Source organism: Myxococcales bacterium, assembly GCA_016712525.1.
In the GTDB taxonomy this organism is placed as follows: Bacteria; Myxococcota_A; Polyangia; order Polyangiales; family Polyangiaceae; genus JAAFHV01.
Genome location: JADJQX010000007.1, coordinates 239,722 through 261,698 on the forward strand (window position 1 = coordinate 239,722; position 21,977 = coordinate 261,698).

General features: G+C 69.5%; 22 protein-coding genes and 1 tRNA gene. 12 read left to right on the forward strand and 11 right to left on the reverse strand.

The window, feature by feature from the left end:
- Positions 1–39: 39 nt before the first annotated feature.
- From IPK71_18160 to IPK71_18180, 5 genes are all read right to left on the reverse strand, one after another.
- Positions 40–912 carry a hypothetical protein gene (locus IPK71_18160; protein MBK8215660.1) on the reverse strand — a complete coding sequence of 291 codons (873 nt, stop codon included), beginning with the start codon at positions 910–912 and terminating at the stop codon, positions 40–42.
- Between the two features lie 11 nt (positions 913–923).
- On the reverse strand, positions 924–3,152 hold the full coding sequence (locus IPK71_18165; GenBank protein ID MBK8215661.1) for a hypothetical protein: 2,229 nt from the start codon (positions 3,150–3,152) through the stop codon (positions 924–926).
- A gap of 63 nt (positions 3,153–3,215) precedes the next feature.
- A complete protein-coding gene (locus IPK71_18170) occupies positions 3,216–4,352 on the reverse strand; it encodes a glycosyltransferase (protein MBK8215662.1) in 1,137 nt (378 codons plus the stop codon).
- A gap of 40 nt (positions 4,353–4,392) precedes the next feature.
- Positions 4,393–5,517 carry a GNAT family N-acetyltransferase gene (locus IPK71_18175; GenBank protein MBK8215663.1) on the reverse strand — a complete coding sequence of 375 codons (1,125 nt, stop codon included), beginning with the start codon at positions 5,515–5,517 and terminating at the stop codon, positions 4,393–4,395.
- Between the two features lie 107 nt (positions 5,518–5,624).
- Positions 5,625–6,584, reverse strand: a complete 960-nt coding sequence (locus IPK71_18180) for a hypothetical protein (protein MBK8215664.1) — start codon at positions 6,582–6,584, stop codon at positions 5,625–5,627.
- A 106-nt stretch (positions 6,585–6,690) separates the two neighbouring features.
- Here IPK71_18180 and IPK71_18185 point away from each other — a divergent pair, with 106 nt between their 5' ends.
- Positions 6,691–7,209, forward strand: a complete 519-nt coding sequence (locus tag IPK71_18185; GenBank protein MBK8215665.1) for a tetratricopeptide repeat protein — start codon at positions 6,691–6,693, stop codon at positions 7,207–7,209.
- 104 nt (positions 7,210–7,313) lie between these two features.
- Here the strand turns inward: IPK71_18185 and IPK71_18190 are convergent, their stop codons facing one another.
- From IPK71_18190 to IPK71_18200, 3 genes are all read right to left on the reverse strand, one after another.
- Entirely contained in the window at positions 7,314–7,925 is a 612-nt protein-coding gene (locus IPK71_18190) for a hypothetical protein (protein ID MBK8215666.1), read from the reverse strand.
- A 74-nt stretch (positions 7,926–7,999) separates the two neighbouring features.
- On the reverse strand, positions 8,000–9,166 hold the full coding sequence (locus IPK71_18195; protein MBK8215667.1) for a cystathionine gamma-synthase: 1,167 nt from the start codon (positions 9,164–9,166) through the stop codon (positions 8,000–8,002).
- A 63-nt stretch (positions 9,167–9,229) separates the two neighbouring features.
- Positions 9,230–9,997 (reverse strand): phosphotransferase, encoded by a 768-nt coding sequence (locus IPK71_18200; protein ID MBK8215668.1) that lies wholly within the window; start codon positions 9,995–9,997, stop codon positions 9,230–9,232.
- Between the two features lie 67 nt (positions 9,998–10,064).
- On the opposite strand from IPK71_18200, the gene IPK71_18205 reads away from it, so the two are divergent.
- The 9 genes from IPK71_18205 (at position 10,065) to IPK71_18245 (ending at position 16,702) form a co-directional block, all read left to right on the forward strand.
- Entirely contained in the window at positions 10,065–11,162 is a 1,098-nt protein-coding gene (locus IPK71_18205) for a phosphatidylserine/phosphatidylglycerophosphate/cardiolipin synthase family protein (protein ID MBK8215669.1), read from the forward strand.
- A 74-nt stretch (positions 11,163–11,236) separates the two neighbouring features.
- Positions 11,237–11,309: transfer RNA gene (locus tag IPK71_18210), tRNA-His, on the forward strand.
- Positions 11,310–11,414: 105 nt separating this feature from the next.
- On the forward strand, positions 11,415–11,609 hold the full coding sequence (locus tag IPK71_18215) for a hypothetical protein (GenBank protein MBK8215670.1): 195 nt from the start codon (positions 11,415–11,417) through the stop codon (positions 11,607–11,609).
- A 312-nt stretch (positions 11,610–11,921) separates the two neighbouring features.
- Positions 11,922–12,470, forward strand: a complete 549-nt coding sequence (locus IPK71_18220; protein MBK8215671.1) for a prepilin peptidase — start codon at positions 11,922–11,924, stop codon at positions 12,468–12,470.
- The gene (locus tag IPK71_18225) at positions 12,467–12,940 is read left to right on the forward strand and encodes a hypothetical protein (protein MBK8215672.1); all 474 of its coding nucleotides are present in this window, start codon (positions 12,467–12,469) and stop codon (positions 12,938–12,940) included. The genes IPK71_18220 and IPK71_18225 overlap by 4 nt, the downstream gene beginning before the upstream one ends.
- A 76-nt stretch (positions 12,941–13,016) precedes the next feature.
- Positions 13,017–14,342, forward strand: coding sequence for a hypothetical protein (locus IPK71_18230; protein MBK8215673.1), 1,326 nt, complete (start codon positions 13,017–13,019; stop codon positions 14,340–14,342).
- Positions 14,343–14,463: 121 nt separating this feature from the next.
- Positions 14,464–15,081, forward strand: coding sequence for a hypothetical protein (locus tag IPK71_18235; protein MBK8215674.1), 618 nt, complete (start codon positions 14,464–14,466; stop codon positions 15,079–15,081).
- 26 nt (positions 15,082–15,107) lie between these two features.
- Positions 15,108–16,091: a hypothetical protein gene (locus tag IPK71_18240; GenBank protein MBK8215675.1), complete on the forward strand. Its 984-nt coding sequence runs from the start codon at positions 15,108–15,110 to the stop codon at positions 16,089–16,091.
- Positions 16,088–16,702, forward strand: coding sequence for a hypothetical protein (locus tag IPK71_18245; GenBank protein MBK8215676.1), 615 nt, complete (start codon positions 16,088–16,090; stop codon positions 16,700–16,702). The genes IPK71_18240 and IPK71_18245 overlap by 4 nt, the downstream gene beginning before the upstream one ends.
- 22 nt (positions 16,703–16,724) lie before the next feature.
- On the opposite strand, the gene IPK71_18250 is transcribed toward IPK71_18245, so the two are convergent.
- Positions 16,725–17,753, reverse strand: a complete 1,029-nt coding sequence (locus IPK71_18250) for a histone deacetylase (protein MBK8215677.1) — start codon at positions 17,751–17,753, stop codon at positions 16,725–16,727.
- A gap of 252 nt (positions 17,754–18,005) precedes the next feature.
- Between IPK71_18250 and IPK71_18255 the strand changes: the two genes are divergently transcribed.
- Together IPK71_18255 and IPK71_18260 are read left to right on the forward strand one after the other, a co-directional pair.
- Positions 18,006–19,403 carry a hypothetical protein gene (locus tag IPK71_18255; protein ID MBK8215678.1) on the forward strand — a complete coding sequence of 466 codons (1,398 nt, stop codon included), beginning with the start codon at positions 18,006–18,008 and terminating at the stop codon, positions 19,401–19,403.
- Between the two features lie 127 nt (positions 19,404–19,530).
- Positions 19,531–20,265, forward strand: coding sequence for a HEAT repeat domain-containing protein (locus tag IPK71_18260; protein MBK8215679.1), 735 nt, complete (start codon positions 19,531–19,533; stop codon positions 20,263–20,265).
- Between the two features lie 44 nt (positions 20,266–20,309).
- On the opposite strand, the gene IPK71_18265 is transcribed toward IPK71_18260, so the two are convergent.
- Complete coding sequence (locus tag IPK71_18265) at positions 20,310–21,032, reverse strand: 2OG-Fe dioxygenase family protein (GenBank protein MBK8215680.1); 723 nt, start codon at positions 21,030–21,032, stop codon at positions 20,310–20,312.
- Between the two features lie 63 nt (positions 21,033–21,095).
- Positions 21,096–21,974, reverse strand: a complete 879-nt coding sequence (locus tag IPK71_18270) for a uracil-DNA glycosylase (protein ID MBK8215681.1) — start codon at positions 21,972–21,974, stop codon at positions 21,096–21,098.
- Positions 21,975–21,977 lie beyond the last annotated feature (3 nt).

Here is a 21,977-nt window from a genome sequence, read left to right on the forward strand (position 1 = left end):
CGCGCCAGAGCCGCGCGCGCTCCGAGGCCGACGACGCCTTCAGTGAGAGAACGGCACCGCGAGCGACGGTCGCTTCGCGCGCTCCCCCGCCGGGGCGGCTTCGAGGCGCTTCGGGATTCTGTCGTAGGCGAGCACGGCGGCGCGCTCCGTCTCGCGCATCGGACGCTCGCGCATGACGGGCACACGCGAGAGCGCCGTGGTCGCGCTCGTGGCCACGATCTCGGGGGCCGCGAGCTCGAAGCCGCCGCCTTTGGTGCCCGTGGTCATGATCATCATGCCTCCGCCCACGAGGTCCCTCGGGAGCTGGCCCGAGTAACGAACCCACGTCCGACCGCCGGACACGCGCGGCGCAGTGTCGTCGCGCTGGAGCTCGGCGGCCTGCGATTGCCGCCCCGGATCGAGGATCGACGCTTCGAATCCTCCCCCGTCCTCCGGGAACGCCCGAGGCGCGCCCGCTGCGTCGACCGAGGCGACCCACACCTTGGCGACGAAGGGCCCCTTGCCGCCGGTGAACGCCGCCAAGAACTGGATACTACGGGCCTTTTCGTCGGTGGCCTTGGGCTCCTTGGCGATGGCGACGCCGCCCGCAAAGCCCGCCGGTGAGGTGGAGTCGACGCGGACGCGCAGCGTGAGGTTGCCTTGCCCCTGCTCGTACACGGCGAGGAACGCGCCGGCGATCTGCCCGCCCTGCTCGGTGAGGAAGAAGCCGGGGTCGAGCAAGAGGTTCTTGGTGGTCGTGGGGAGGAGCGTGCCCGTCACCTGCGTGCGCGCCGGGGTCGGCCCCGGAGGCGGCGGAGGGGGAGCCGTGGGGGAGGGCGGTGCCGGCGGCACGTAGGGGGAGTCGTCGCCTCCGCAGGCGGCGAGCGCGAGGACCGAGAGGGCGAGGCCCAGCGTGGTGCGAAGAGTGCTCATCGTCGTGCCTTTCACGGTGCCTCGAGCCAGGTGCGCGCGGCCTTCAGGATCGTGTCCTCGCCGAGCAGGATGTCGGATTGTTTCTGGACGACGACCTCGTCGGGCTCGACGCCGTGACCGCTCTCCCAGCGGGCCTGCTGCGCATCGGACAGGGTCTTCCCGAAGCGGCTGTCTTGGATTTGGATCGAGCCGCCTTGGAAGCCCGAGAGGTACGAAGGCAGCTGGATCACCGAGCCGAACGCGCCCGCGGTCGGGTGCGGCGCGAAGACGCGGAACTTGGAGCGGCCTTGGAGGAGCTTCGGCATGTAGTCGTTCGCCGAGACGTCGACCGTGTTGAGCCAGGCGATCTTGCTGCGCATGGCGAGCGGATCCGCGGCCCCCGGGATCGAGAAGAACCCGTCGACGTTGGAGGCGACGCACACGAGCTCGTTGCCCCCTTGGGGGGCCGTGCACGTGCGCGCCGACGTGAAGAGCCCGGTCGGGTCCATCGTGTCGTGCCCGCCGCGGCCGACCGAGACCACGCCGTAGGGCTCGCTCGCGCCGCGTGTGATCGAGAAGAGGTAGTCGATGGCCGAGTAGTACCCGCCGTGACCCTCGCGCGCGTCCATGAGCACCTTGGCCGGGCCGTCCTTGAAGACGCCGTTCATCTGCGCCTCCCAGCCGCCCTGGCCGCTGAAGCCGTCGAACTGGACCGAGACCTCGCCGGAGGGCTGGACCTCGACGTTCACGTTGTCCTCGCCGGCCTGCGACCGTGCTTGCGGGTCCTTCACGGCGTTCCGGAAGCGCGCCGTGCACGCGATGGATCCGCCGCCGCCGGTCTCTCCCGACAGGATCGCCTGGTAGACGAGCTCGCCGACGTCGAGCTTGACCTCGGTGCGAGCCGCGCCCTCGCACGACGACGCGCTCTCGCACCGCGTGACCGTGAACGTCCTCGCGCGCGAGACGAGGAGCTCGGCCATGGAGCTCGCGGACTCGCCCCAGTCGGACCGCGGGTCGTTGGGGAGCGTGCGCACGAACGAGGGGTAGTGCTTGTCGATCCACGCCTTGGGATCTTGGCCGTCGATCGACGCGAGCACGTCTCCGGGCTTGAGGCGCGAGTCTTGAGTCACGTTGAACACGGCGTATCCCATGCCGCCGCCGAGGAGGTCTTTCTCGACGACGCCGAAGCAGCCGAGGCCGCTCGAGCTCGCGAAGGTGAGCTGAGGCCCGAAGTACGTGAAATTCGAGGGAGCGCCGAAGCTCGTGTGGTTGTCGCGGGTCTCGTTGACGAGCCGCGCGAGGCCTCCCACGAAGATGCGGGACGACGTCGCCTCGGCCGCGAGCCGCCGCGCTTCTTTGACGAGCTTCGCGTTCGCGAGCGCGACCGAGTTGCGGTCGCCGTGGATCTTGGTCATGACGTGGATCCAGCGCTCCGCGAGCTCTTCGCGGAGGGCCTTCGTCGGGAGCGGCCCCCAGGTGACCGTCGAGGGCACGCAGTGGCCGTACATGCAGTCCCCCGCGGGGCCGCACTGCTTCGACACGTCGTCTTGCGTGCAGAGCTCGGGCTTGGTCACCGCGTCGTCGACCTTGCGGATCTCGAGCGCGTCGAGGAGGAACGTGTCGCCTTCGTCGACGCTGCGGGGCACGAAGCCGATCGCGCGAACGCCCACCCCGAAGACCTCTCCGTCGAGCGCGCCGGTCGAGTACTCGGCCCACCCGTCGGAGGTCTGCACGCCAGTCCGGAGCGCGCGCACCTGAGCGAACGGGAAATGGTCCTTCGTGTAGACGTCCTCGTCGGTGCGGCCGTAGGCCACGAAGAACGAAGGCGCGATGCCGTCCGCGCGGCTCCAGAAGGTGACCTCGAAGCGGCTCCCCTTCACCGCGTCGAACGAGCTCTTGTCGAAAAAGACGAGCCCTTTCGAGTCTTTACCGATGCGAAGGGACCGGCTCCCCTCGATGGAGACGTCCTTCCCCTCGGCGACGAGCGCCGAGAGCGCCTCGGGGGTGGCGTCGGAGTAGTCGAGCTCGAGGAAGCTCCGCGCGTTCCACTTCGCGACCTTCACGTTCATCGCGCGGAGCACGTTCGTGTCCTCGAACGACACGGCGCGCACCGCGCCCGCGCCGAGCGTGACCGTGCCCGTCGGTGTGTCGAACGTGGACGCACGAGCGAGGCCCGGGAGGCAGGGCGCGCCGAGCACGAGCCCGGCCAAGGAGAGGAAGGCTAGCGGGCGGCGCGAGCCCCCGAGACGAGCGCGACTCATGGGCCGAGGTCCTAGCACGCCGGCTCGGGAACGGCGCTCGCGTGCACCGAAAAAATCCCAGGCTCAGCCTTGGAGCACGGCGTCATAGAGGCTCTCGTGAGCCCGTGTCATGGCCTCTTCGCTGAACGCGCGCTCGAACCGGCTCCGCCCGCGCTCTCGCACCTCGTGGGCGAACGCCGGGCCGCCCGCCTTGACGCGTAGGATGGCGTCGGCGAGGGCGCCTTCGTCCTTCGGGGGAACGAGGTAGCCGTTCTCGCCGGGCACGATGACCTCGGGGTTCCCGCCCACGGTCGTGGCGACGAGCGGGACGCCGATCGCTAGCCCCTCGAGCAGCGCGAGCGGGAGCCCCTCCCACAACGACGGGAGCACGTACGTGTCGAGCGCCGAGACGAGGTCGGGGATGTCGGAGCGGTATCCGAGGAACCGCACCTTGTCGCCGAGGCCGGAGACACGGGCCTTCTCTTCGAGCTCGGCGCGGAGGGGGCCGTCGCCGGCGATCACGAAGCGCACCTTCGGGTCGGCCCGCACGACGCGCTCGGCCGCCCCGAGGAGGTGCACGAGCCCCTTCTGCTTCGAGATCACCACGGCCGTGCCCACGAGGAACTCGTCCTCCGCGACGCCGAGCTCGGCGCGGATCTTGGCGATCGCGCTCGGGTTTCGCGTGAAGCGTTTGCCGTCGATCCCGTTGTGGACGACCGAGACTCCGTCGCGGAGGCCGATGCGACGCGCGAGCGTGCGCTCGAGATCGTAGGAGACGGCGATCACGCGATCGGCGAGCTTCACGTAGTGGCGGAAGCGAGAGACGTGGGCGTCGCTCGCGCTGTAGATCTGGTTGTGCTCCGAGTAGACGACCTTCGGGCGCGGAAAGACGAGGCGCGCCGCGAGCCCGCCGAGCACGAGCGGCGCGAGGTTGTGGGCATGGACGACGCGGATCCCGTTCGCGAAGAAGAACCTCGCCATCGTCGTGAGCACGGCCGGATCGAACGAAAACGGCCCGATCTTGCGCGCCTTCGACTTGTCGAGGACGAGCACCCGCTCCCTCGGCAGCGGCACGTCGGCGAAGAGCCGGCCCGGCCCGTCGACGCACACCGCGAACGGCCGAAAACGCGCCGGGTCGAGGCGGCGGAGCAGCCCGAGCACGACCTTCTCGAGGCCGCCGACGTCGAAGTTGTTCACCACGAACGCAATGGGAATCGTCATGATCGCTCCGCACGGCCGCGCTCGCGCGCGAGCCCGGGTGTCAGATGTCGAGATCGCCGTCGAAGACCGACCAGCTCGAGGGCTCGTACGCGAGGGCCGAGAGCTCTTCGGGTGCGCCTTTCACCACCTGGACCATGAGGAAGCGCCCGTTCGGCTGCGGGAAGAACCCGTGCAGCTTCAGGCGCTTCGCGAGATCGTCGCGCCCGACGTGCCCGATGCAGATCGCCTTGTGGCCCTCGCCGCGCATGGCCGAAGCGAACGCCGCGAGGAGCGGATCGAGCACGACGTTGGCGTCGTCCACGAAGAGGTCGGCGACGCTCACCCAGCCGTCGGTGAGGGTGTAGACGAGGTAGCCTCGCACCTCCCCCGTGGTCCTGGAAGCAGCCGAAAAGAATCGGTATTTCGTCGTCGTAAAATCGGCGTAGCGCCAGTTCAGGTAGGCGGCCGTGCGTGGGAGCTCGATCGCGGTCTGGCCCTTCCCGCGCGCCCAGAGCCCGTCGAACCTCGGGTCCACGCGGCCGAGATCCTCGAACACCAAATCGAAGCCGAGGCCGTACCGCGCGACCCGCTCCGCGAGGCCCATGCCGACGTCGGCGACGAGGCCTCCGAGCGCCGTGAGCGTGTCCATCGCGTTCTCCTGCACCCAGGGGGCGAGCGCGGGCGCGCGCTTCTCGAGCTGAGGCACGATGACCCTCTCGAGGTAGGCCCCGGCGCGGAGCGGCTTCAGGTGATCCGTCGCTTCGGCCACGACCTTGTACCCGAGGCGCTTGAAGATGGGCGACGACGCCTTGTTCGGGTACCCGAAGAGCAGGCTCGTCCCGCTCGCCTCCGCCGTGCTCGCGATCATGCGCTGGACCACCACGGCAGCGCCCGCGGCCCGATGCGCCCGCTTCACCGCGAAGTCGGACAGCACGCCGGCGCGGAGCTCGTGCCGGCCCACGCGGAGCTCGCGCGGGTAGGCCGAGGCGCACCCGATGATCCCGTCTTTTCCTTCGTCGTCGACGAGGAAGGTGCGCGACGGACCGGCGGGGTTCTCCCCGTAGAGCCAGGTGAACCTTCGGTCCTTCGCGACCCCCATTTTCGGATCGGAGAGGTTCTCTGCCCAGAGCGAGGTGAGGAGGTCTTTCTGGGTGTCTCGATCGAGCGGCACTGCGGCGTACGGCATTGGCCCGAATGCTCGCTCGGAATGACGCGCACGTGGGAAAAAAAGGAACGCTCCCGCGCGTGCTCGCCCGTTCTTCGCCGCGTCGTCCCGCCTCGCTGCTCGCCTCGCTACTCGGAGAGCCCCGCGCGGCGAACGGCGCGGTTCAAGAAGGCCGGAAACGCGGCGCCTGCGGCCTTGTTGCCCTCGGACGACGGGTGGCTGTCGGTGCCGTCTCCCGTCGGGTAAAACGCGAGGTCCGAGCGCCCGTTGCCGGTGAGCGCGTCGTAGTAATCGAAGACCACCACGTTCTTGAGCGGGTACCCCGCGAGCCAGCCGCCCGCGTCGACGACCCACGAGTTGAGCTCGCGCGCGAGCGCGCCTTGGGTGCGCGACACGTCGGAGAGCGTGGGCTTTCCGAGGATCTTCTTCAGGGCCACCTTGAACGCGCGCTCGTTCCCCGGGGGCGCGTCGGGGGGGGCCGTGAGGTACACGAAGAGCGTGCTCGGGTGCTTCTTGAACTCGTCGAGGAGCGAGGTGAGCGCGGCCTTCGCGTTCGCCACGGTGAGCTCGGGTCCCAGAGGATTTCCGGGCGCCGTGCCCGGGCCCTCGAACCGGTTGTTCGGGTAACAGGACTTGAACATCACGATGTCGTGACGTTTTCCGTCCTTCAAGTACGTGTCGTTTTCGTCGACCGTGAGCACCTTCTCCATCTTTTGGGAGAACTTGGGCTTCCAGTCGAAGAGGTCGGTCTTGTCGCCGATCTCGGACCCGTACGACGCCTCGTGCACCTCGTACCCGTCGTCGAGGAGGCGCCTCCGCAACCCTCCGCCGTTCTCGTGCGAGACGAGGATGCAGTTTGCACGCTCTTTCTCGGGCCCCGGATCGGAGAAGAGCTGACCTCCGCAGGAGTGGTGGATGAAGAGGAGGCGCAGGGGCTTCTTCGGTTTGTCGGCCGAGTGCGCGCCGAGGTCGATGGGGGTGGGCTTGGCCTTCGGGCTCATGGGGGAGATCTCGGGGCGAACCGGGGTGAGGAGGCCTGCGAGCGCGATCCCGACGACGCCGAGGGCGACGAGCTTGCCTTTGCCGATGCCACGCGACATGACCCCATCGTAAGGCAGGCCCCGCGCGCCTCCTACGAAAACGCGTCGAGCGCCTTTGCGGGCGCCCGTGCTTTCGTGTATCCGCCTCCCCCACATGTCCGACCAGAAGGCACCCGCGCCTCGAGATCACGCCCACTGGCAGGCCGTCGAAGAGGCGGTCGAGCTGCTCCACGAGGAGCGCTTCCGCGAGGCCCTCGCGCTCCTCCGCGACGTGCTCCGGGTCGACGCCAAGAACCCGTACGCCTATTTTTTCCTCGGTCAGGCCCTCTTCGAGTGCGGCGAGATCCCGCCGGCGCGGGACGCCTACCGCGCGTGTGTCCTCGTCTCGCCCGACCACCTCGGGGCGCGTGTGGCGCTCTGCCACGTGCTCCGTCAGCTCGGTGAGATCAAAGAGGCGATCGTCGAAGGGAACCAGGCCCTCGATCGCGCCCCGGGGGACGCGGACGCCCTCTACGCGCTCGGGATGGCGTACCTCGCGCGTGGCGACGACGCGGCGGCCCGCCGCCACCTCGAGGCCTTCCTCGCCGCCAAACCCGAGTTCGAGGTCGCGACCGAGGTGCAAGCCGTGCTCGCGGACATGGCCGCCGGCAAGTCGAAGGGTCGACCGGCCTGAAGGCGTGAGCTCGCCCGCGGCGGAGGTCGGCGCGGGCCAAATGACGACGAGGCCGACGGGGATCCGCCGGCCTCGGTTCGTGCGTCGTGGAAGCGCGGGCTTCTCTACTCGGCCTTGACCGCCTGCTCGCAGTTCTCGAAACGGAACTGCGCCTCGGTCTCGCAGGCGCGGCCACCCTCGCGGCTCGCCTTCGGGCAGACCACCTTGGCCCACACGCGGCCCGACGCCACGCCGGCGTTCTCGTTCACGTCGTAGGTCGCGACGCAGTCTTTCTGCTCGAAGCGGCCGAAGTCGGACCGGTTGAACACGACCGTGACGTTCTGCTGGGGCTGGCGGGCCGTCGTGAAGAGGCCGCTCACGGTGACCGTGCCGCCGCCCGCGCCGCTCAGCGTGGTGGACGCGCTGACGCGGAAGCCATCGCCCTCGGCGAGGACGGCGCAGCTCACCGACACCCGACCGCCGCTCTCCTCGGCGCCGTCGTCGACGGGGCGGGGCGCCGTGCCGACGCCGCCGAAGTTGCCGATCTGGAGCCAGTCTTGCGAGGAGATCTGGCAGGCCGCCTGGGTGTTGGAGCCCGGGCGAATTTGGCTGTCGAGGATCACGCGCGGGATGGCCGGCACGGTCTCGGAGCAGGCGGAGCCGAGCACGAGAGCGGCGGCGGGCACGGACACGGCGAGCACGAGCTTCTGGGCCGTGCGGGCGAACGTCGAAGGCATGGTCGAATCTCCTCGAAGGGAAGCTGAGACCGAGCTTACCCCATGTCGGTCGAAATGGCACAGAGAGCGTCCGCTCACGAAAGTGCCCGCGCGGCAGCGAACCCACGGTCGAGGTCGTCGAGCAGGTCGGACACGTCCTCGATGCCGACCGAGAGCCGGAGAAGGCCGTCGCCGATGCCGACCGCCTCGCGTGCCTCTCGCGGCACGCTCGCGTGAGTCATGATCGCGGGGTGCTCGGCCAGCGACTCGACGCCTCCGAGGCTCTCGGCGCACACGAACACCCGCAAGGCCCCCAAAAATGCGGCCGCGGCGGGGAGGCCCCCGTGGATCTCGACCGAGATCATGCCACCCGGTCCGCGCATCTGGCGCATCGCGAGCGCGTGCTGCGGGTGCGAGGGGAGCCCTGGGTAGTAAACCTTCTTGACTTGGGGGTGGGCCTCGAGCACCCGCGCGATCTCCGTGGCCGACGCCACGTGCTTCTGCATCCTCACGCCGAGCGTCTTCAGGCCGCGCAGGACCAGGTAGCAGTCGAACGGGCTGGGGACGGCGCCGACGGACTTCTGGAGGAAACGGAGCCGCTCGCCGAGCGCGTCGTCCGACGTGAGGACCGCGCCGCCGATGACGTCGGAGTGGCCATTCAAGTACTTCGTCGTCGAGTGCACGACCGCGGTCGCGCCGAGGGCGAGCGGGCTCTGGAGCGCGGGCGTCGCGAAGGTGTTGTCCACCGTGAGCGGGATCCCGCGGGCGTGCGCGATCTCGGCGATCGCGGCGATGTCGAAGACCTTGAGCATCGGGTTCGAGGGGGTCTCGAGCCAGAGCATGCGCGTCTCCGGGCGCACGGCCGCGGCGACCGCCGACAGGTCGCCCATGTCGATGAACGTCGCCGAAATGCCGAACTGTTTCAGTACCTTATCGAAGATTCGAAAGGTCCCTCCGTAGACGTCGTCGCCCACGAGGACGTGGTCGCCGCTCTTCAGCGTCAAGAGCAACGTGGTCATCGCGCCGCAGCCCGAGCCGAAGGCGACCCCGTGTTTTGCGCCCTCGAGGGCGGCGAGGCAGGCCTCGAGCGCTGCGCGTGTGGGGTTGCCCGCGCGCGCGTAGTCGTAGCCCTTGTGCACTCCGGGCCGCTCTTGCGCGAACGTGCTCGCGAGCACGATCGGGGTCATCACGGCCCCTGTGCCCGGGTCGGGCTCCTGTCCGGCGTGGATGCAGAGCGTGTCGAACCTCGCGTCGTTCGTCATGCCGCCGACTAGAGCACCGTTCGGGCCCTTTCGGGCGCCTTTCCGCCACCTCCCGGCCCCCGGTCAGCGGCGGAGGCGACGCGCGAGCTCGGCCGCCGAGGGTCTCTCCGAAGGCTCGTGCGCGACCGCGGCCCCGAGCCCGCGCGCCAGCCGCTCGAGGTGCTCTCGCTCCACCTTGGCCTCGACGGCATGCACCAACAAGGCCGGCGGAGGGAGAGAGGGCCTCAGGACGATCCCGGCATGGGCCGCCAGCGCGAGGGCGAGGGCGAACACGTCGCTCGCGCCGGTGGACCCGGAAGGGCCGTCGCGCGCGACCTCGGGTGCCGCGAAAGCGAGGGTGCCGCGAAAGGGGCCGGGCGGTGTGGGCTCGTCGTCGAGGCGGGCGAACGCGAAGTCGACGAACGTAGGGAACGCTCCCACGATGAGGTTCTCGGGGCGGACGTCGCCGTGGACGATGCCACGCGCGTGCAGGCTGGCGAGCGCCTCGAACGTGGTCGCCGCGAGCGCCTCGAAGCGCTCGGGGGCGTGCTCGAGCTCGTCGAGACGCGTGCCCTCCACGTAGCTCATGAGCAGGTAGGGGCCGAACGCGTCGTGACCGCTCTCCACGAGCCGTGGCGCGCCGTGCCCGCCGAGCCGGGCGAGCGCACGAGCCTCGACCGCGTGGAGTGCCTGCCCGGAGGGGTCGTCGCGCAGGCGAGGGGAGGGCCGCTTCACGACGAGGCGGGTGGTCTCGCGCACGACCACGACCACCTCGCCCCCGTGGCCGGTCGAGAGCGTCCGCTCGGCACGCGCGCCCTCGGGTGGCGGAAGAGCTGGACGTCGTTGGGGCATGCGGTCGTCGGGGGGAAGGGCCCCTTTTTCCTGGCCATGGTTGGCGCTTGCGTTCATGGTTGCGAAAGTGACCCGCTTCTACAAGCTTCTCTCCGCTTTGGGCGTGTCGGCGCTGCTCTTCGCGTGCAGCACGGCAGGCCTCGTCACCGCCCCCCCTTCGCCTCCGGTCCCCGAGGAGGACGCCGAGGTCCCCGTCGATCCGGGGGACGGCGCGGTCGTCCTGCCCGACGGCGCGGTGGTCCCCAAGCTCGAGCTCACGTTCGTGAACGAGCTCACCGTGCAGGTGATGCCGAGCGATCGCGGGGCCGCCATCCTCGACGCGATCCGCACCGCCAAGACCTCGGTGCATGTCGAGATGTATCTCCTCACGAACGACGACGTGATCGCCGCGCTCCGCACCGCCAAGCAGGCCGGCCGCGACGTGAAGGTCGTCCTCAACAAGGATTTTCCCCAGGGCGGTAACGGGAACCTGAAGGCGTTCAACGCGCTCACGGCCGGCGGAGTGCCCGTCGTCTACGCGCCGCCGGCGTTCACCTTCACCCACGCGAAGACGATGGTGATCGACGGCACGTCCGGCTGGATCATGACGATGAACCTCACCGAGACGAGCCCGTTCGACAACCGCGAGTACCTCGTGCGCATCACCGGTGCGGCCGAGGTGTCGGAGCTCGAGACCATCTTCCAGGCCGACTTCACGAACACCTCGAAGGACATCCCGGGGCGGCTCGTCGTGTCTCCTGCGTCGGCCACCAAGCTCGACGCCCAGAAGAGGCTCGTCGCCCTCATTCAACAGGCCCAGAAAGAGGTCGACCTCGAGGGCGAGTCCCTCGCCGACACCCAGATCGTCGAGGCCCTCGTCGCGGCGAAGCGCGCGGGCAAGACGGTGCGCATCATCCTGAACGACCGCGAGCCGTCGACGGGGCAGGACGCTGCGATCGCCACCTTGCGGGCCGCGCAAATCCCCATCGTGAAGGTGGGCACCCCCGACATCCACGCGAAGTGCATCGTGGTCGATCGCGCCCGCGCCTACATCGGCTCGCAGAACTTCACGCAGACCGCGCTCCTCAAGAACCGCGAGGTCGGCGTCCTGACGGACAACCCCACCGAGGTCGCCAAGGTCGTCTCCACGATCGACGCCGACTACGCGAAGAGCACGCCGTTCTGAGCCTCGCCTCGGGAGAGGTCCCTGCCGAATTTGGTTGCCTATCCCCGCGCGAAGACTATGGTGCCGCGTCGTCCGTGGCCGTAGCTCAGTAGGTAGAGCGCCGGATTGTGGCTCCGGCTGTCGCGGGTTCGATCCCCGTCGGTCACCCTCCAGAAACTGCAACAAAATCGAACCCTTCCGCCAAACCGGAGGGGTTTCGTTTTTTGTGTCGTTTGCGCGCAACGAAGCGCGCGTCGTGGCCGACCTCCCGCCATGAGCACTCCCTCCACTCTCCTCCGTCCATCGCGCCCGTCGCGCGTTCGTCGCCGCGGGGCCTCTCTCGTCGAGTACGCCCTCGTCCTCACCGCCATCGCCGTGCCCACGATCTTAGGGGTCACGGTCGCCGGGGCGCGGCTCTTCGCGGACTACCGCGCGGCCCGGGATCACGTGATCCGCAGCACCCCCTGAGCGTCTCCCGGAGGCTTCGGCGCGACGCGCCACGAGGGCGTCACCGTGGGCTCCCCGCGAGCGATCGCCGGGAGTCCGCCCGAGACGTGACCGCGGCCCCCACACCGACGACCGAGCCTTGCTCGCGCTCGCCCGCCGTGCGCGCTCTCTCCCCCCGACGGCCGCCCCTGACGCGCCGATCCTCCGCGGATCGGCGTGTTTTTCCATGGTTTTTCGCGTGTCGAAGAAAAAAGAGGGGCCTCTGCGAAATCGAACGCAACACCTCGCGCCGGCGCGCCGACCTACCTCGCGAACCCCACGAAGGAGCCCCCGATGGACCCGTTTTTCGTAGCCGCCGCCGCCGTCGCCGCCACCGCATGTGTCACCGATCTGAAGACCGGGACGATCCCGAACCGCCTCACGCTCCCGGTCCTCGCGCTCGCGCCCCTCGCCCGCATGGCCTACGCGAAACACGCTGGCCTCGCCGCCGACGACGTGGCCTTGGAGGGCGCGCTCTCGGTCGTGGGTGCCCTCGTCGCCTCCGCCGTCCCTGCCACGCTCTACCGAAAGTCCGCCATCGGCGCCGGTGACGTGAAGCTCTTCGCAGCGCTCGGCGCCCTCGCGCATCCGTCGCTCGGCCTCGAGATCCTGAGCTTCTCGTTCGTCGTCGCGATCGTGCTCGCGCCGGTCTCGCTCATCTACCGAGGCACGTTCGCGCGCACCCTCGGGAACCTCGTGACGCTCGCCGCGAACCTCGTCCGCCCGGCTCACGCGAGGCGCGAGGTGCCCGCCGCGGCCATGACGTGGCTGAAAATGGGCCCCGCGATCTTCGTGGGCACGCTCGTGGCGCTCGGCCTCCACGTGTCCGGGGGGGCGTCGTGAGGACGAAGCTGCGCCCTCGCCGCGCCCGCGGGGCCGTCATGGCCGAGCTCGCCATCTCGCTCCCGCCGCTCCTCGCCACCTTCTTCGGGCTCGCGCAGGTCACGAAGCTCGAGACGACGAAGCTCCTCGTGATGCACGCGGCGGTGTGCGGGGCACGCACCGCGGCCGTCACGTCGAACGTGCACGGCAACAACCCCGGCACCCCGACTGGCGAGAACGATCTCCCGCGCCGCGCCGTGCGCGAGGCGATCTTGCCCTTCATCGAGGCGGGCGCGCTCTCCGAGCCCGAGGTCTCGGTCGACGACGCCTCGAGCGCGGCCGACCCGAGCGGACCGGTCCGCGTCACCGTCACCACCAAGGTCCGCTGCTCCGTCCCGATGATGGGGCGGGTCGTGTGCAAAGGCCCGGAGAAGGTCCTCCGGGCCGTCGCCGAGCTGCCCCACCAGGGCGCCACCTACGCCGACGAATGAGAGGGATAAGACAATGAAATCCGATGTTTGTCGTGGCGATGACGAGACGTTGATCCGCGGGGAGCGAGGGGCCGTCATGCTCATGGGGCTCTTCTTCGCGATGTTCCTCATCGCGGGGATGTGGGCGATGAAGGGCGTCGGCGACGCCATCGTGTTCCGCCAGCGCATGCAAGAGGCGGCCGATCACGAGACGTACGCGGCGGCCGTCGTGCACGCCCGAGGCATGAACCTCGTCGCGGCGCTCAACGTGCTCATGCGCATCCTCGCGCTCCTCTTCCTCGTCATGAGCGTGCTCCGCGATCTGCTCGTGGTCGCCATGGCCCTCCTCGGCGCGTGCGCGGTCATCCCGTGGACGGCGGCGTTGTGCGGGCCGCTCTTCGCCGTCTCCTGCAACGCGTACAAGGCCATCGTGCAAGCGCGCAGCAAGTACGAGACCTTCGTCATCAAGCCGGTCCTCCCCGCGCTCTCGGGCGTCCAGACCGCCGCCGCGATCGGCTACCCGTGGCTCGCCTCCCTGAAGGCCGCAGGTGTGGGAGACGCGTACGACGCGAGCGCCATCACCGTGGGCTCCTCGCACGTCCCGGGGCTCGCGTTCGACGTCGCCACGGACTCCATGTTCGACGGATCGGGGGACTCGAGCGGCGAGGCCGCGTGCCGCGCATCCTCGGCCGGCCGTGGCACGGACCGCCAAGGCCAAGGTGGAGCCAACGACACCGACAAGGACGACGCGACCAAGCTCGGGCTGCCCGTCGTGAACGTCGAGAACGCGAAGCTCTGCGAGCTCGCCGCCGACAGCGTCGTCGACTACTTCCCGGGCTTCCTCGGCGCGGTGCTCTCGTGGGTGGCGGGCGCCTTCAACGACGCCGGCAGCTACTGCTCCGGGTTCCCGTGGGAGACCGAGAGCGTCGGCTGGAAGCGCATGTACAAGCCGGCGAAGAACGGCTCGGCCTACATGCAGGTCTGGGGCGTGTCGCTCCCCCCCGGCTACGACGATCGCTCGAACGCGTCGAAGGTGGCGCTCGGCCACGGCTCGAAGGTCGGGCTCCCCATGGCCGACAAAATTCGGAAGGCCGGTGAGCCCGCGAAGGTCACGCCGTTCTTCGCGCAGGCCGAGATGTTCTACGCCTGCAAGGGCGCGTGGGCCTCGAAGGACTGCAACGGAGACGCCGAGGAGGACAGCCGCGCGACGTTCAACATGAAGTGGCGCGCGCGCCTCCGCCCCGTCGGGCTGCCCAAGGCCGGGCCCTTCCGGATCCGCGACATGATCGGGCTCGCCGAGCGCGCGTCGAGCCGGTTCGGAAGCGACGGGCGCTCGGGTCCCGGGTCGGAGTCGGTGCACGACGCGGGGGGCGCGCTCCTCGACGGCCTGGGGCAGACCTCGGCGCACCCCATCCTGCACTGAAGCTCCAAACGCATGCCGAGGCCCCCGTTTTCCTTAGTGAAGACGGGGGCTTCGGCGATTTCGTGCGTCGACGAAAAAAAGGACGCAACGGCTTCGCGCGGGGCGCCGACGAAGGGGGGCCATGTCGAAAAAAGCCTCGGGCGAGACCCCCCACCGCCCCGTCCCCGTCCCCGTCCCCGTCCTCCTCGCCGGTCGCACATGTCGCCGCGGCGCGGCCATGGTCGAGGCCGGCGTCGTGCTCCCCGTGCTCGTCTGTTTCCTCGGCCTCGGCCTCATGATGTTCCGCGGGTACGAGACGAAGATCTCGCAGAACCACGCCATCCGTAGCCGTGCCCTCTCCTTCGCCGCTCACGACTGCGACGAGCGCGCGATGCCGGTCGCGGCCGGGAGCGGCGCGGTCTCACGCGAAGAGACGACCCTCGCGGCCCCCGGCTCGATCGACGACACCGCGTCCGGTCGCGCGATGGCGGCTCGCTCGCCGGCCGTCAGCGGTCGCTCGGGGTACGCCTCGGCGCACTACGCCGACACCACGGTCAAAAACCCGTTCCCGTCGAAGGCGACGGAGGGCAAGGGGCTCACGCTCAAGGTCCGCGGCGAGCGCTCCGTCACGCTCTGCAACGACGCCCCCATGGACGGCGATCTCGCCTCGATGGCCGAGACGATCGGCTCGGAGGTCACGACCGCCGCCGGCGGCCACGAGGACACCAACGGCGGCCGCGAAGACTTCCTCAAGGACTGAGCCTCGGGCTCGAAAGGAACACGACCATGATGACCCCGCTCGTTCTTCTGCTCGTAGCCCGCAGCGCCAAGGCCTCCCTCGGGAAGCGCCGCGCCGTGGGCGCCGCCAAGGTGCTCACGTACCTCGGCGCCGTGACCGCGTCCTTCGGCCTCGTCGCCGCGCACAAGGCCCACGCCGACGTCGGAGGCCAGGCGCTCTCGCTGGGCCGCGAGCTCGCGACCGCGACCGACGGCCTCGAGGGCGGCTACACCGCCGTGCTCAACGGGCAGCGTTTTCAGCTCGGCGAGACCACGACGGACGCGAGCGTGTCCCAGGTGCTCGACGCGGCCGAGTCGACGTGCACGGCGAGCCCCGGCGCGCTCGATGGCCTCTTCGCCGCCGTCCCCGAGAAGGGCACGGTGAAGGGCGTCGGCGACTACCACCTCGAGGGCTCGATTCGTCACGGCATCGTCCGCAACGGCACCCCGAAGGACGGCGTCGTGGTGTGCTTCGAGGGAGATCCTGCGAAGCCGCGCAGCACGGCGGCGGCGCTCGCGGCGTTCGCGGCGTCCCAAGATCTCGGAGACCTCGGCAAGCTCCGCTACGTCTACGCGAAGCGCGAAGCCGACGGAAAAACACGGGTCACGGTCGCGCGCACGGGCGAGCACTTCAGCCTCAAGGCCATCGCCGAGGACGGCGAGAAGGAGGGGCACGACGGCGCCGTCCCTCGCCCGGAAGGGGCCCGCCGCGTGCTCACCGCGGAGCTCGAAGGGGTCTCCCAGACGACCAACGTGTACCTCTCCGACGCGCCGGTCGCGACGGTGGCCGCCCACTACGACTCGACCCTCGGCAAGGCCGGCTTCGTGCGCGTCACTCCGCCGGCGGCCGACCAGACGTTGCGCGTGTTCTCGAAAGAGGGCTTCGAGGTGATCGTCGCCGCGCGCAAAGACGAAGGAAAGACCGTGCTCGCGGTCACCGAGAGCCGACCCGGCGTAGCTAAAAAGACAAGCAAACTCGAGGTGTTACCATGAATCGTAAGCGAATGTTCGGTGCGGCTACGGCGGCCTTCGTCGTCTCGCTCTTCGTGTCGGTGTCGTTCGGTGAAGGAGGGCCCGAGGTCGCGCTCGGCGACGAGGCCTGCGCCGACACGACGGGCTCCTGCCAGGAGGACTGCGATCTGCAACAAGAGGCCTGCGTGAAGATGGTGAAGAAGGTCACCGAGGTGAGCAAGTGCTTCGAGTGCTGCAAGAAGACCGAGGACGAAGGGCGCGTCGGCTTGGACACGACCCCGACGCGCGACGAGCTTCACCAGTACATGCTCGACAAGTGCGTCCTCCCGGTCTCGGTGCGGATGAGCCACCCCGACTGGGTGAGGGGGTTCCCCACGGAGCTCCACGCGGCCGAGGCGTTCCAGCCGAAGCAGGGGCCGATCGGCGAAGCCTTGAATCGGAGGTTTCCGCATCGGGAGACCTCCGAGCCGAACACGGGCAGGGGCCCGAAGAGCGCCGACGAGTCGGCGTGCATCAAGGGCTGCTCCTACCGCACGCGGCACGGAATGGAGGTGTGCCACTCCATGCATCACACCTGCCGCTCGAAGTGTGGGAAGGCCACCGGGGCCGCGGCGCGCTGCGGAAAACGCTGACGACGTGCCTTGGTGGCGAGGGTCAGGCGAGGGTCGGCCACGCGGCGCGAGCGGCGCGAGCGGCGCGGTGCACGTCGGGGTGATCGACGTCTCGAGCGATGTCGGTGGCGGTGCCCGTGAGGCCGCCGATGGCGGACACGAGGCCCCCTTCGAGGGCGACCAAGTCGTAGCCGCCCTCGAGCACGAGCAAGGTGCGCCCCCCGGCGCTCTGGTCGGCGATTCGACGGAGCTCTCGGGTCATCCACCCGAAGGCCTCGCTCTCGAGCCGCATGTCGGAGAGGGGATCGCGCACCGCCGCGTCGAACCCTGCGCTCACGATCACGAGCTCGGGCGCGTACTCCGAGAGCACGGGCAGCACCACGCGCTCGAAGGCGCCGCGGTACACGTCGTCGCCGCCACCGGCCGACAGCGGCACGTTCACGGTGAACCCGCGCCCCTCGCGCTCGCCCGTCTCGTCGACGTGGCCCGTGCCCGGGTAGAGCGGGGCCTCGTGCGTGGAGACGTAGAGCACCGACGGGTCGGCGTAGAACATCTCCTGGGTGCCGTTCCCGTGGTGCACGTCGAAGTCGACGATGGCGATCCGCGAGAGGCCGCGTGCCCTTGCGTGCGCCGCCGCGACCGCGACGTTGTTGAAGAGGCAGAAGCCCATGGCGCGCTCGGGGCGGGCGTGATGACCGGGCGGCCGAACGAGGGCGACGCCCTGCCGCACGTCCCCCTCGAGCACGGCGTCGACCATGGCCAAGACGCCACCCGCGGCCTGCCGAGCGATCGTGATGCTCTCCGCCGAGACGTAGGTGTCCGGGTCGAGATAGCGCGAAGCGCCGTGGTGCTCGGCCATCGCTTCGACGTACTGCGGCGCGTGCACCCGGCCAAGCTCCGTGGCGGTGGCCTCCCGCGCCACGATCGCCTCGAAGGTCACGTCCTTCTTCGCCTTTTCGACGGCCTGACGCGCCGCCCTGAGGCGCTCCGGGCGCTCGGGGTGGTGCCCGAGGGGGACGTGACGCGAGAACGCCGGGTCGTCGAGGAGGAGCGCGCGGGGGAGAGAAGCCATGAATCCGGGGGGCGGCGCCGTGGAGCACCGCGTCGAGCCTCGTTATCGCATGTTGCCGGGCCGAAGTCGCGGGTGTTAGCTTCGCGTTGGGATCCCAAGCCAAAGGTGGCGGTGGGACTCGGCTGCCCTCTCTCGGTTCGCCTCTGGCTCCGTCTCGTTCGCTCGTACCGGGCCACGAGGCGCGCATGGTTCTCGCGCGCTCGTCGCCACGCTCGTCCCACCTTCTCGTACCTCTCCTCTCAGTGAGGCTGCATGCGAAACAAGATCATCGCCGTCAACGCCGTCATCGTGCTCATCGTCGGCCTTCTGTCGTTCGTGATCGTCCGGCAGTCGACGCTGGCCGCCGCCACGAACCCCGAGCGAATCAAGGGCAGGACCGAGCGTGACGCGCAGGCCGTGGCGGCCCGCCTCCAGCTCGACGGGCTCCGCATCGAGCGCTGGCTCGCCCAGAAGGTCACGGAGCCCGCGGCCCTCGAGATCTTCAACAAGGCCTCGGACGGCGCCAAAGGCGACGCCGCCACGGCGTTCTGTGACTCGGTCGCCGGCGCGGCCAAGTCGGCCTTCGCCACGGCGCCCTCGCTCGTCGCGGTCGTCGACGCGAACGGCAAGATCGTAGGCCGGAACGGCTCTCCGCTCGAGCGCGGCGACGACATGGGCACGTCGTACCCGCTCGTGAAGGCCTCGATCGCCAAGGGCGTCGGAGGATCGGACGTGTGGGTCGAGCGCAAGAACGACAAGTTCGTCGTGAGCTACGTCCCCGTGCGTGACGCCGGTGGGAAGCCCATCGCCCTGCTCGTGCTCGGCATGGGCCTGAACGACGCGATCGCCAAGGTGAGCGACCTCACCTCGGGCGGAGGTGTGGCGATCTACGTGAACGACGGCAAGGACGTGAAGCTCGCCGCCGCCAGCAGCGACGCGGCCAAGGGCCTCGAGCAAGAGGCGGTCGACGAGGTGAAGACGGCGATCTCGTCCGGTCACGCGGCGAGCGGCGCCGGCGGTGGGGCGGTCTTCGCGGCCTCGGCCCTCGACGGCTTCGGTGAAGGCAAACACGTCGCCGCGCTCGCCATCGGGACGGCCACGCTGATCGACGCTCCGGCCTCGCTCGCCTGGCCCGTGCTGGGCGCGATGGTCCTCGGTCTCGTGCTCGTGATCGTGGCGGGCGGGTTCCTCGGCTCCTACATCTCGACGCCGATCAACACGCTCGAAGAGGGGCTCCTCGCGATCGTCAACGGCCAGAGCGACAAGCGCTTCAACCTGGAGCACGAGGAGCTCGGTGGCCTCGCGTTCCGCATCGATCAGCTCTTGAACGCGCTCATGGGCGTCGAAGAGGACACGAGCGACGAACAGGGTCGCCTCTCGCACCCGCCGTCGGCGCGGAGCTACCAACCGGCGACCGAGGTCGAGGCAGGGTCCGACGTGGCGGCGCTCAAGGCCGAGGCCCCCGAGGCGTACTACCAGCGGCTCTTCGCCGAGTACATCGCCGCCAAGAAGGCGCTCGGCGAGGCGACCGACCACATCACCGAGCCCACGTTCCGCTCGCGCATCCAGAGCATGGAGGCCGAGGCGGCGCAGAAGCACGGGCGCCCCGTTCGTTACCAAGTGAAGCGCGCCGACAAGGAAGTTCAGCTGCTGGCCGTCCCGCTCACTTGACATCTGGCGCGGCGAACGAACTCTACACCGCCGACACGTCACGCTTTTGTGCGCCCCGCGCGCACCACCATGGCCCCTCGGCTCCGCACGTCGCGAGCCGAGGGCGGAGAACCGAGAGCGCTTGCTGATGGGCTTTTTCGACTTTTTCAAGAAGGACAAGGGCAACACCAAGAAGTCGTCGCCCGCCGCGAAGTGGGCCGAGGCCGCCGCCAGCAAACGCGCGCAGAACTACGATCGCCAAGAGGCGCTCACCGAGCTCGCCAACATGGGCACGCCCGAGGCGGCCGAGGCGCTCCTCCGTAGGTTCACCTTCATCATCGACCCGTCCATCACCGACCAAGAAGAGAAGGATCTCGCGGCGAAGGGCGTCCTCGCAGCCGGGCGTGGCGCGGTCGAGCCCATTCGCGCGTTCGTGGCCAAAGCCGAGAGCGTCTCGTGGCCGATGCGCCTCCTCCGAGAGCTCGTCGAAGAGGACGAGTACGTCGAAGAGCTCCTCACGTGGCTCTCCAAGTGGGACACGGAGTACGCCAAGTTCATCGACCCGAAGCTCCAGATCCTCGAAGAGCTCCAGGACCACACGCACGAGAAGATCGTGCCCGCGGTGCTGCCCTTCGTGGCCGACTCGAACGAGACCGCGCGCCTAAACGCCGTCATGGCCTTGCTCGCCCAGAAGGACACGAAGGTCGTCGAGCCCCTCGTCACTCAGCTCCTCGACGAAGAGAGCGTCCGCGTGAAGAACAAAATCTGCGAGGGCCTCATGCAGCTCGGGGCCGAGATCGCCGAAGAGCGCCGGGACGAGGTGCGCAAAGCCCTCCCCGAGCGCTACGTGGTCGACGGTAGCGGCGCCCTGAAGAAGGGGTGAACGCGGCGGCGAGGTGTACTGTAATTGCCCGTAAGGATTGAGCTTTACGGCGCCTGAAACCCCGCTTCGCGGTACGTGATCACCAGCGTGTCGCGGTGCGGGGTGGGGCCCGTCGGCACGATGGGGGTCGTCTCGTGGACGACCCGGGTGTCGTCGAGCAGGAGCGCCGACCACGGCTCGACGAGAGAAAAGCGCACGCCCTCGGGCCCGTCGGCCTCGAACACGCGGGTCTCTCCCCCTCGGACGGAGACCCGATCGACGAGCACCACCGCGACGAAATCGACGCCGTCGCGGTGGGCGCCCTCGGGGGTCGGTCTGCCGACGCCCTCGCTCGGGTCGATGCGGAACGCGTGGGCCTCGACGAAGTATCGTGGGGCTCGGCGGACGCTGGCGAAGATCTGGCCGAGCCCTCGTACGAGGGCCGAGAACGCGGAGCTCTCGCTCATCGCGGGGTGAAGAGGCGAAAACCAGCGCTCCATGCCGCCGTGGAGCGCGTTGTAGGTGAGCGGTTGGTAGTGCGCCCGGTGCGGGACGGCCGTGAGCGTGTCGGACTCGAGCTCGTGCACGAAGCACCCGTGCCGACGAAAACGGTAGGCTCCGCCGTCTTTCAGGTGCGCGTCGGCGGGGAGGTCGTCGAAGAGGGGCGCGAGCGCGAGGGCCTCGGGGAGGGAGGCGCCCACCGTGGTGAAGAGCACGTCTCTCGGGACCACCGCGAAGCCTCCGGACACGAGGGCGTGGAGCACGTGCTCGCGACGCGCGGTGGGCATGAGCGTGAGGGGCATCGCCCGCTCCTTAATGCCTTTCGCGCGCCGCGGCGAGGGGCGTCGACCTCAGCGCTTCTTCGAGATCCCGAGCTCTTTCATGACCGCCTGGAGGTCGTCCCAGCATTGGCGTTTCGCCTCGGCTTGTTGGGGCGAGGCTCGAAGCAGGTAGCTCGGGTGGTAGGTCGGCATCGTCGGGATCTTGCCCTTGTACATTTTCCAGGTGCCGCGCACGCGCGTGATGCCCATCTTGGTGTCGAAGAGCGCGGCCACCGCCGTATTGCCCATGGCGACCATCACCTTCGGGGCCACGTTCGCGAGCTGCTCGTCGAGGTAGGGGAAACACGCGGCGAGCTCGTCGGGCTCGGGCCGACGGTTCTCGGGGGGCCGGCACTTCACGATGTTGCACACGTAGACGTCGTGCTCGGGATCGAGCCCCATGGCGACGATCATCTTGTCGAGGAGCTGCCCCGCGCGGCCCACGAAGGGCAGGCCCTGCGCGTCCTCGTCGGCACCCGGAGCCTCGCCCACGAAGACGAGCGGCGCGCGCGGGTTGCCGCGAGAAAAGACAGTGTTTTTGCGGGTTTCGGCGAGCCTGCACGCCCGGCATGAGGCCACGGCCTCCGCGAGGACGGGGAGCTCCCGGACCTTGGTGGGTGGCTGCGCGGGCGGTGGCTCGGGCGCGCGCGCGATCGGTGCCACTTGCGGTGGGGCGCTCGGGACGGCCAGCGGCGGAGACGCCACGACGAGTCGTACAGGCTCCGGAGCGGAAGGAGGCGAGGGGGGAGCGGGAGGAGGCGCAACCACGGGCTCGCCGCGAGGACGCGCGATCCTCTCTCCGCGTGGGATCCCGGTCGCTCCGCTATCGGCCTGGAGCTCGAGGTAGGCGCGTAGGCTCGCAGCGATGGCCCGGAGCTCCGCGCGTTCGTCCGGTCCGCCCGTCGTCACGCG